Source organism: Chishuiella changwenlii, from assembly GCF_900142565.1.
Taxonomy (GTDB): Bacteria; Bacteroidota; Bacteroidia; order Flavobacteriales; family Weeksellaceae; genus Empedobacter; species Empedobacter changwenlii.
In genome coordinates, this window is sequence record NZ_FRBH01000005.1 from 304,785 (window position 1) to 315,291 (window position 10,507).

7 protein-coding genes are annotated in these 10,507 nt (G+C 31.6%); all 7 read left to right on the forward strand.

Going from position 1 to position 10,507, the window contains the following annotated elements; genetic code table 11:
• Window positions 1-238 precede the first annotated feature (238 nt).
• The 7 genes from htpG (at window position 239) to fahA (ending at window position 9,988) form a co-directional block, all read left to right on the forward strand.
• Window positions 239-2,116 (forward strand): molecular chaperone HtpG, encoded by a 1,878-nt coding sequence (gene htpG / locus BUA86_RS07860; RefSeq protein WP_072931455.1) that lies wholly within the window; start codon window positions 239-241, stop codon window positions 2,114-2,116.
• A 251-nt stretch (window positions 2,117-2,367) separates the two neighbouring features.
• On the forward strand, window positions 2,368-3,060 hold the full coding sequence (locus tag BUA86_RS07865; protein ID WP_072931457.1) for a succinate dehydrogenase cytochrome b subunit: 693 nt from the start codon (window positions 2,368-2,370) through the stop codon (window positions 3,058-3,060).
• Window positions 3,061-3,080: 20 nt separating this feature from the next.
• Window positions 3,081-5,093: a fumarate reductase/succinate dehydrogenase flavoprotein subunit gene (locus tag BUA86_RS07870; RefSeq protein ID WP_072931459.1), complete on the forward strand. Its 2,013-nt coding sequence runs from the start codon at window positions 3,081-3,083 to the stop codon at window positions 5,091-5,093.
• 60 nt (window positions 5,094-5,153) lie between these two features.
• Window positions 5,154-5,924: a succinate dehydrogenase/fumarate reductase iron-sulfur subunit gene (locus BUA86_RS07875; RefSeq protein ID WP_072931461.1), complete on the forward strand. Its 771-nt coding sequence runs from the start codon at window positions 5,154-5,156 to the stop codon at window positions 5,922-5,924.
• A 411-nt stretch (window positions 5,925-6,335) separates the two neighbouring features.
• Window positions 6,336-7,493, forward strand: a complete 1,158-nt coding sequence (locus tag BUA86_RS07880; RefSeq protein ID WP_072931463.1) for a homogentisate 1,2-dioxygenase — start codon at window positions 6,336-6,338, stop codon at window positions 7,491-7,493.
• A gap of 34 nt (window positions 7,494-7,527) precedes the next feature.
• A complete protein-coding gene (gene hppD / locus BUA86_RS07885) occupies window positions 7,528-8,658 on the forward strand; it encodes a 4-hydroxyphenylpyruvate dioxygenase (protein WP_072931465.1) in 1,131 nt (376 codons plus the stop codon).
• An 82-nt stretch (window positions 8,659-8,740) separates the two neighbouring features.
• Window positions 8,741-9,988, forward strand: coding sequence for a fumarylacetoacetase (gene fahA / locus BUA86_RS07890; RefSeq protein WP_072931467.1), 1,248 nt, complete (start codon window positions 8,741-8,743; stop codon window positions 9,986-9,988).
• Window positions 9,989-10,507 lie beyond the last annotated feature (519 nt).

Consider the following 10,507-nt stretch of genomic DNA (forward strand, 5'->3'; position numbering starts at 1 on the left):
CAGAAAACATCGATTGGTATTGGATTTGAAAGGAATGTATCATCATTTAATAATAGAAGTTGTTTTAACTTTTTTGATTGAAGCGAAAAATTAGGTTTTTTGTTATAGATTTTAGTTTTTTTTTATTGCATAGCATCGCTACGGAATCAAAAAAAACTAAAATATCGAGCTAAAAGACAGTTTTGTAGCCAATTGAAAAAAATTTAAACAACTTCATAAACAAAAAAATCAAAATATAATGAACAAAGGAAGCATTAATGTATCGGTGGAAAATATCTTTCCGTTAATTAAAAAATTCTTATACTCTGACCACGAAATCTTTTTACGTGAATTAGTTTCAAATGCAACAGATGCGACTTTAAAATTAAAGCATCTTACAAATATTGGAGAAGCACAAGTAGAATATGGTGATCCAAAGATTGAAATTAAAATTAATAAAGAAAATTCAACTCTACACATTATCGACCAAGGTTTAGGAATGACAGCTGAAGAGGTTGAAAAATATATTAACCAAGTTGCTTTTTCTGGTGCAGAAGAGTTCATTAACCAACATAAAGATGCTGACGGAATTATTGGTCATTTTGGTTTAGGTTTCTATTCTGCTTTTATGGTTGCTGAAAAAGTAGAGATTATTACAAAATCTTACAAAGATGAGCCTGCTGCACATTGGACATGTGATGGTTCTCCAGAATTTACACTAGATGTTGCAGATAAAACAGACCGTGGTACAGAAATCATTTTACATATTGCTGAGGATTCTAAAGAGTTTTTAGACGAATGGAAAGTAAGAGAACTTTTAACAAAGTATAATAAATTTATGCCTGTTCCAATTAAATTTGGAACAAAGAAAGAAACTCTTCCATTACCAGAAGGTGCTGCAGAAGATGCAAAACCAGAAGAAATAGAAGTTGACGATATTATTAATAATCCTAATCCAGCTTGGACAAAAGCACCATCTGAATTATCGGAAGAAGATTATCAAACATTCTATCGTGAATTGTACCCAATGCAATTTGACGAACCTTTATTTCACATTCATTTAAATGTAGATTTCCCTTTTAATTTAACAGGAATTTTATTCTTCCCTAAATTAGGAAACAACATTAATATAGATAAAGATAAAATCCAATTATACCAAAACCAAGTTTTTGTAACAGACGAAGTAAAAGGAATTGTTCCAGATTTCTTAATGTTATTACGTGGTGTAATTGATTCTCCAGATATTCCATTAAATGTTTCTCGTTCTTATTTACAAGCTGATGGAGCTGTAAAGAAAATATCTGCACACATTACGAAAAAAGTTGCAGATAAAATGGGATCATTAATCAATCAAAACCGTGAAGATTACGAGCAAAAATGGAACGATATAAAAGTTGTGATTGAATATGGAATGGTATCAGAAGATAAATTCTACGAAAAATCAGACAAATTCGCTCTATACCCTACTGTAGATGGAAAATATTTTACATGGACAGAATTAACAGAAAACATAAAAGTTAATCAAACAAATAAAGACGGAAAAACTGTTGTTCTTTATGCGACAGATGTTGATGCACAAGATCAGTACATACAAATTGCTAAAGAAAAAGGTTACGAAGTTATTTTGTTAGACTCTCCTATTTCTTCTCACTTAATTCAGAAATTAGAAGGAAGCAAAGAAAATGTAACATTTGCACGTGTAGATGCTGACCATATTAATAATTTAATTGAAAAAGACGAAGTAAAAATTTCTAAATTATCTGATGAAGATAAAGAAAAATTAAAAACTGAAATTACTTCATCTATCGATAACAAATCATATACAATTCAATTAGAAGATTTATCTGCTTCTGATGCACCATTTATTATTACACAATCAGAGTTTATGCGTCGTATGAAAGATATGCAAGCATCTGGTGGAGCAAATATGTTTGGAATGGGTAATTTCCCAGAAATGTATAATGTTGTGATTAATGCTAATTCTGATTTAGCTTCGGAAATTTTAGGAAAAGAAAATAAAGAAGAAAAAGATTTATTAATTAATCAAGCCTTAGATTTAGCCAAATTATCTCAAGGATTATTAAAAGGAAAAGAATTAACGAATTTTATAAATAGAAGTTTTAAGAATATTAAATAATCTCAGAACACAACATTTAACTATTCTAAAAACAAGAACTCCAGCTTTATTTAAGCTGGAGTTTTTTATTGAAAAATAGAATTATCGTTTTCTTAAATTTAATTTAATATTTAGGTAAAAACTTAAAAGATTTAACTAAGAATCATTCTAAACTAAGCAAAAGTGTTAATGAAATGATATAATTCATTGTGAAAGCAGGTAAGTCTTGATTAAATTTGTGAAAATATCTAAAAAATTAAACGTATTGCTTTATGGCAAATGAATCATTACTTAAATCGTCGATTGGTAAGAAGTTCACTATGGCGCTTTCAGCGTTATTCTTATTAGTGTTCTTATTACAACATTTCGTGATTAATACTTTATCTGTAGTTAATCCGAATGGTTTCAATGAGGTTTCCGCTTTTATGAGTGATAACCCTTTTATTCAATATTTGATGCAACCAATCTTATTGATTGGAGTTATCTACCATTTTGTTATGGGTTTCATCTTAGAAGCACAAAACAAAAAAGCACGTGGACCTGTTGCTTATCAAAAGTACAATGGAGCTGCAAATGCTTCTTGGACATCTAGAAATATGATTATTTCTGGAAGTGTAATCTTAATTTTCTTATTATTACACTTATACGATTTTTGGGTTCCAACAATTATGGAGCACTATATTACTCCTAATCCAGAGTTTGCACAAGGTAATTACTTTATGAATCACTTAGATCATGTTTTTACTTTAGAAGGAGCTTTAAGTTTTGTTAGATTAGTAATTTACATTGTTGCATTTGTTTTCTTATCATTACACTTACAACATGGTTTTTCTTCTGCATTTCAATCAATGGGAGCAAAACACAGTAAATACACTCCAGCAATTGTTGCTTTCGGAAAATGGTATTCAATCTTAATTCCAGCAGGATTTATCATCATTGCTGTTTACCATTTTTTTGTTAAATAATTAAAAAATAATATCAAAAAATGAGTATATTAGATTCTAAATCTCCAAAAGGAGATATCGCAAATCAATGGAGCGAGCATAAAGCTCACTTAAACTTAGTTGCTCCAAATAACCGTGATAAAATTGATGTTATTGTTGTAGGTACAGGTTTAGCTGGTGGATCTGCTGCTGCTACTTTAGCAGAGTTAGGTTATAAAGTTAAAGCATTTTGTTACCAAGATTCTCCTCGTCGTGCGCACTCTATTGCTGCACAAGGGGGTATTAATGCTGCAAAAAATTACAAAGGAGATAACGATTCTATCTACCGTTTATTCTACGATACAATTAAAGGTGGTGATTACCGTGCTCGTGAGTCTAACGTTTACCGTTTAGCTGAGGTTTCTGGTAACATTATCGATCAATGTGTAATGCAAGGTGTTCCTTTTGCTCGTGATTACGGTGGATTATTAGATAACCGTTCTTTTGGTGGTGTACAGGTATCTCGTACATTCTATGCAAAAGGACAAACTGGTCAACAGTTATTATTAGGTGCATATTCAGCAATGAATTACCAAATTCACTTAGGGCATATCCAAATGTATAACCGTCACGAAATGTTAGACTTGGTTATTGTAGATGGAAAAGCTCGTGGAATTATTGCACGTAATTTAATTACAGGAGAAATAGAAAGACATTCTGCTCACGCTGTAGTTATTGCTACAGGTGGTTACGGAAACGTATATTTCTTATCTTCTAATGCAATGGGGTCTAACGTAACTTCTGCATGGAAAATTCACAAAAAAGGTGCATATTTTGCTAACCCTTGTTATGTACAAATTCACCCAACTTGTATTCCAATCCACGGAACAAATCAATCAAAATTAACGTTGATGTCTGAATCTTTACGTAACTCTGGTCGTATCTGGGTTCCTAAAAAGAAAGAAGACGCTGAAGCTATCCGTGCTGGAAAATTAAAAGCTGTTGATATTAAAGAAGAAGACAGAGATTACTACTTAGAAAGACGTTATCCTGCTTTTGGTAACTTAGTTCCTCGTGACGTTGCATCTCGTGCTTCTAAAGAGCGTTGTGATGCTGGTTATGGTATCGAAGCTAATGAAACTGGTGAAGGTGTTTACTTAGATTTTACAGATGAGATTAAGAAAAAAGGTCGCGAAGTAGCATTTGCTGATGGAGACCCAAATCCTTCTGATGCTAAAATCGAGAAATTAGGTAAAAAATGGATTGAAGAAAAATACGGTAACTTATTCCAAATGTATTGGAAAATTACTGATGAGAATCCATACGAAAACCCAATGCGTATCTATCCTGCAATCCACTATACAATGGGTGGTGTATGGGTTGATTACAACTTAATGTCTACAATTCCTGGATGTTTCGTTGCTGGAGAAGCTAACTTCTCTGATCACGGAGCTAACCGTTTAGGAGCTTCTGCTTTAATGCAAGGTTTAGCAGATGGATATTTCGTATTACCTTATACTATTGCAGATTACTTATCAGCAGATATTCGTACAGGAAAAATACCTACAAATACACCAGAATTTGATGAAGCAGAAAAATCTGTTAAAGATCAAATTCAACATTTCTTAAACAATAAAGGAACTAAAACTGTAGATAGTTTCCACAAACGTTTAGGATTAATTATGTGGAATAAAGTTGGTATGGCTCGTAATGCAGAAGGATTAAAAGAAGCGATTGCAGAAATTGCTGCATTACGTGAAGAGTTCTACCGCGATGTATTAGTTCCTGGTGAAGCTAACGAAATGAACACTGAGTTAGAAAAAGCTGGTCGTGTTGCTGATTTCTTAGAATTAGGACAATTAATGGCTATTGATGCTTTAAACCGTAACGAATCTTGTGGTGGTCACTTCCGTGAAGAGTACCAAACAGAAGAAGGTGAAGCAATGCGTGACGATGAGAATTTTACTTACGTTGCTGCATGGGAATACAAAGGAGACGACATCAATACTGAGTTGTTACACAAAGAAGAGTTAAATTACAAATATATCGAGCTTAAAGCTCGTAGTTATAAATAATAAATCATTTTGCTTGATGAATTTCTCATCAAGCAAAATGTCAAAATATCATATAGAATTATGGCATCATCAAAAACAATCAGCATAACGCTGAAAATTTGGCGTCAAAAAAACGCTAATGCTCAAGGAAACATGGAAACATATTCCTTAAAAGATGTTTCTACTGATTCTTCTTTCTTAGAAATGCTTGATTTATTAAACGAGCAATTAATTGGAGAAGGAAAAGAGCCAGTTGCATTCGATCACGATTGTCGTGAAGGTATTTGTGGAATGTGTTCTTTATTCATTAATGGAGAAGCTCACGGACCAGATAGAGGTGTTACAACTTGTCAATTACATATGCGTATGTTCAAAGATGGAGAAACGATTTATATCGAGCCATGGAGATCTGCTGCATTCCCAGTTATCAAAGATTTAATTGTTGATCGTTCTTCTTTTGACCGTATCCAACAAGCTGGTGGTTACATTTCTGTAAATACTTCTGGACGTACAGTAGATGCAAACAACATTCCTGTAAACAAAAAAGATGCTGACGAAGCTTTTGATGCAGCAACTTGTATTGGATGTGGTGCTTGTGTTGCAACATGTAAAAATGGATCAGCAATGTTATTTGTTGGCGCAAAAGTTTCTCAATTTGCTTTGTTACCACAAGGTCAAGTTGAAGCTTCTCGTCGTGCACAAAAGATGGTTGCACAAATGGATTTAGAAGGTTTCGGAAACTGTACAAATACTGGTGCTTGTGAAGTAGAATGTCCTAAAGGAATTTCTTTAGATAATATTGCACGTATGAACCGTGAATTTTTATCTGCGAAAATCGTTTCTCAAGAATAATATTTCTTAATAGAAATTATAATATCATATTAAGCATGATTAGATTTAATCTAATCATGCTTTTTTTGTTTTAGAGATTTACCCTACTCTATATACTACATTTTACTATATACTTTTCATGCTATACTCTATACATTGTACTTTGTTTGATAATTAATTGATAAGCAATTTTTAATTTCATAATATTTATCATATATTTATACAACTCATCAATGATGAATATAATATAGTTTATGAATTTTAGTAAAGTTTTAGTCATTGGAATGTCCAAATTAAAAACTGCATTACTATCTAAAATAGTATTTGCACAATACTCTTAAGCTAAATTTTTCTTCTACTCAATTTACAATACAATTGAGCACTCTCTTTATTACTCACCATATATAATCGAAATCACAAAAAAATTATAATATGTCTTTCTATCATACGTTAGGGAAAATTCCCTCTAAACGTCATACCGTTTTTAGAAAACCAAATGGAGACTTATACGCAGAAGAACTAGTATCTACACATGGTTTTTCTAGTACATATTCATTGGTTTATCATTGCTATCCGCCAACATTGGTTAAGCAAATTAATGAGCCTTACTCTGTTGAGCCTAAAATTGCACGCGAAAAACACTTAAAACATACTTCTTTAAAAGGGTTTAATGTTAAACCAACAAAAGATTATCTAGAATCTAGAGTTCCAGTTTTAGTGAATAATGATTTGCATATTTCTTTAGCAGCTCCACAAGAATCTATGACAGATTACTTTTATAAAAACTCTCAAGCAGATGAAGTAATTTTTATTCATGAAGGGTCTGGAGTTTTAAAAACTGGATATGGACAAATTGAATTCGAATACGGAGATTATTTAATCGTTCCTAGAGGAATTATTTATCAATTAAATTTTAACGATGAAAACAATCGTTTATTGATTGTTGAATCTTTTAGTCCAATAGAAACTCCAAAAAGATATCGTAACAATTTTGGTCAATTAATGGAACATTCTCCATTTTGTGAACGTGATATAAAACGTCCAGAAAATTTAGAAACATTTGACGAAAAGGGAGATTTTAAAATACTTATAAAAAAAGAAGGATTAATCTATCCATATATTTATGGTACACATCCTTTTGATTTTGTTGGCTGGGACGGTCATCATTATCCTTGGGGATTATCTATTCATAATTTTGAGCCAATAACAGGACGCATTCATCAACCACCACCAATACATCAAACTTTTGAAGGTGGCGGATTTGTTATTTGCAGTTTCGTACCAAGGTTATATGATTATCACCCACAATCAATTCCTGCTCCTTATCACCATAGCAATGTTGATTCTGATGAAATCTTATATTATGTTGATGGAGATTTTATGAGTCGAAAATCTGTAGAGAAAGGACAAATAACATTACATCCTGCCGGAATTCCACATGGTCCACATCCTGGTACTGTTGAAAAATCTATTGGTAAAAAAGAAACACAAGAATTAGCTGTTATGATTGATCCATTTAGACCTCTAATGTTAACTGAACAAGCATTAGAATTAGAAGATCCTGATTACTATAAATCTTGGTTATCGTAAAAAAATATATAAAAAAACACAAAACTATACAAAAATGAGTACTCAAACATTTGCTGAAAAAATAGCACAAGCACAAGACTTTCTACCAATAAATGGTACAGATTATATTGAATTTTATGTTGGAAATGCAAAGCAAGCTGCACATTATTACAAAACTGCTTTTGGTTTTCAATCATTAGCTTATGCTGGTCCAGAAACTGGCGTTAGGGATCGCGCATCTTATGTGTTGCAACAAGGAAAAATAAAATTAGTTTTAACTTCTGGTTTACAATCGGATAGTTTAATTTCTGAACATGCAAAAAAACATGGAGATGGTGTAAAAATTTTAGCGCTTTGGGTTGATGATGCCTATGATGCATACGAGCAAACAATAAAAAGAGGTGCAGAATCTTACTTAGAGCCACAAACATTAACAGATGAGTTTGGTGAAGTAAAGATGGCTGGTATTTATACTTACGGAGAAACTGTACACATGTTTATCGAACGTAAAAACTATGATGGTGCATTTATGCCTGGTTACGAAAAATGGGAATCAGATTATAATCCTTCAGATGCTGGATTATTGTATGTAGATCATTGTGTTGGAAATGTGGATTGGAATCGTATGTTACCTGTTGTAAAATGGTACGAAGACGTAATGGGATTTGTTAATATTCTTTCTTTTGATGATAAACAAATTAATACAGAATATTCTGCTTTAATGAGTAAAGTAATGTCAAACGGAAATGGTTATTCTAAATTTCCTATTAATGAGCCTGCTGAAGGACAAAGAAAATCTCAGGTTGAAGAATATTTAGATTTTTACGAAGGTGAAGGTGTTCAACACATTGCTGTAGCAACAAAAGATATTATTAAAACAGTAACAGAATTAAAAGCTCGCGGAGTTGAATTCTTATCTGCTCCTCCAGAAGCATATTATGATATGATTCCAGATCGTGTTGGAGAAATAGATGAAGACATAAAAAAATTACAAAATCTTGGAATTTTAGTAGATTGTGATGAAGAAGGATATCTATTACAAATTTTTACAAAACCTGTAGAAGACCGCCCTACTCTTTTCTATGAAATTATAGAAAGACACGGTGCACAAAGCTTTGGTGCAGGTAACTTTAAAGCTTTATTTGAGGCTTTAGAAAAAGAACAAGAAAAAAGAGGAAACTTATAAAGTTTCTAAAAAATAATATAAAAATTATAATTCGTCATTTATTTACTAAATGGCGAATTATATTTAAACAAATTTTAAAAACATGAAGTCGTTTATCCCATATAATTCTAATTCAGATTTTAGCATCTATAATATTCCATTTGGTGTTGCTTTAATAAAAGACGATTATATTACGTGTTGTACAAGAATTGGAGATAAAGTAATTGATCTAGCTATTTTATACGAAAAAGGATATTTTAATGATATTAAAGGTTTAGAAGAAAATGTTTTTCAAGATTTTTCTTTAAATGATTTCATAGAACTTGGTAAAATTGTTACAAATCCTACTCGTTTAAAAATTCAAGAATTATTAACTGAGTCTTCTCAACTTTCAAAAGATCAAGAAACTATCAATCAAGCATTTTTTGAAATTGAAGATGTTAGCATGTTATTACCTGTTCATATTCCAAATTATACTGACTTTTATAGTAGTTTAGAGCATGCCACAAATATTGGATCTATGTTTAGAGATCCAGAAAATGCTCTTTTGCCGAATTGGAAACATATACCAATTGGTTATCATGGTCGTTCATCATCTATCGTTATATCAGAAACAAACTTTCATAGACCTAAAGGACAAACAAAACCAGCTGATTCGGATAAACCAATTTTTGGTCCAACAAAACAATTAGATTTCGAATTAGAAATGGCTTTTATTGTGAATAAGCATACAAATTTAGGAGAGAGTATTGCTATTAATGATACAGAAGATGCAATTTTTGGAATGGTTATTTTCAACGATTGGTCTGCTAGAGATATACAATCATGGGAATATGTTCCTCTTGGACCATTTCTTAGTAAAAATTTCTGTTCGTCTATTTCTCCATGGATTGTTACTTTAGAAGCATTAGATTTTTTTAGAACAACATCTCCAAAACAAGATCCTGAAGTTTTAGATTATTTAAAATTTGAAGGAGACAAAAATTTTGATATTCAACTTCAAATATATTTAAAACCTGAAAATGGAACAGAAAATTTAATTTCAGAAACCAATTACAAATATATGTATTGGAATATGAATCAACAGCTTGCACATCATACCATTAATGGATGTAATATCGAAGTTGGGGATTTATATGCAAGTGGAACTATTTCAGGTACCACACCAAACTCTTATGGTTCTATGTTAGAAATAACATGGCGAGGGGAAAATCCTTTAAAATTAAATAATGGAGATGAAAGAAAGTTTATCGAGGATAATGATTCTATCATACTAAAAGCTTGGTGTGAAAAAGATGATATTCGAATTGGTTTTGGGAATGTAATAAATACTGTACTTCCTGCTTTGTAGAAATTCAGCTCAATTACTATTTAACATAATAGACTTAAGATGTAAGACTATAAGAAGTAACTGGAAACTCGAGATTAGAAATTCGAAGTTAGACTTAAGATGTAAGATTATTAGGAATAAGGTTTATTTAATGATATTATTGAAGTTAGAGATTGGATTACTTTATAGACTAATCTTCTCCAATCTGAAATCTAGTATCTCAAATCTTAGAAACTAGAGGCTAGAAACTAGAAGTTAGACTTAAGGTGTAAGATTAAAAGGAATAAGGGTTGTTAAGTTGGAGACTCGAAGTTAGAAATTGGAGGTTAGAAGTCTAAACTACATTATACATTGTACATTGTACTCTATACATTGTACTCTATACTCTTTACATTTTACTCTGTACAATAATCTCCTATCTAGTTTCTACTATCTTAAATCTATGAACACAAAAAAGCCTCAAGTTATTCACTTGAGGCTTTCAATTAAAAACTGGCGACGACCTACTCTCCCGTAGTAACAGTACCATCGGCGCAGGCA

What these genes read in the sequence shown, in the direction of transcription:
- htpG (WP_072931455.1), top strand. Translation starts at nt 239, where the DNA reads ATGAACAAAGGAAGCATTAATGTATCGGTGGAAAATATCTTTCCGTTA.
- BUA86_RS07865 (WP_072931457.1), top strand. Translation starts at nt 2,368, where the DNA reads ATGGCAAATGAATCATTACTTAAATCGTCGATTGGTAAGAAGTTCACT.
- BUA86_RS07870 (WP_072931459.1), top strand. Translation starts at nt 3,081, where the DNA reads ATGAGTATATTAGATTCTAAATCTCCAAAAGGAGATATCGCAAATCAA.
- BUA86_RS07875 (WP_072931461.1), top strand. Translation starts at nt 5,154, where the DNA reads ATGGCATCATCAAAAACAATCAGCATAACGCTGAAAATTTGGCGTCAA.
- BUA86_RS07880 (WP_072931463.1), top strand. Translation starts at nt 6,336, where the DNA reads ATGTCTTTCTATCATACGTTAGGGAAAATTCCCTCTAAACGTCATACC.
- hppD (WP_072931465.1), top strand. Translation starts at nt 7,528, where the DNA reads ATGAGTACTCAAACATTTGCTGAAAAAATAGCACAAGCACAAGACTTT.
- fahA (WP_072931467.1), top strand. Translation starts at nt 8,741, where the DNA reads ATGAAGTCGTTTATCCCATATAATTCTAATTCAGATTTTAGCATCTAT.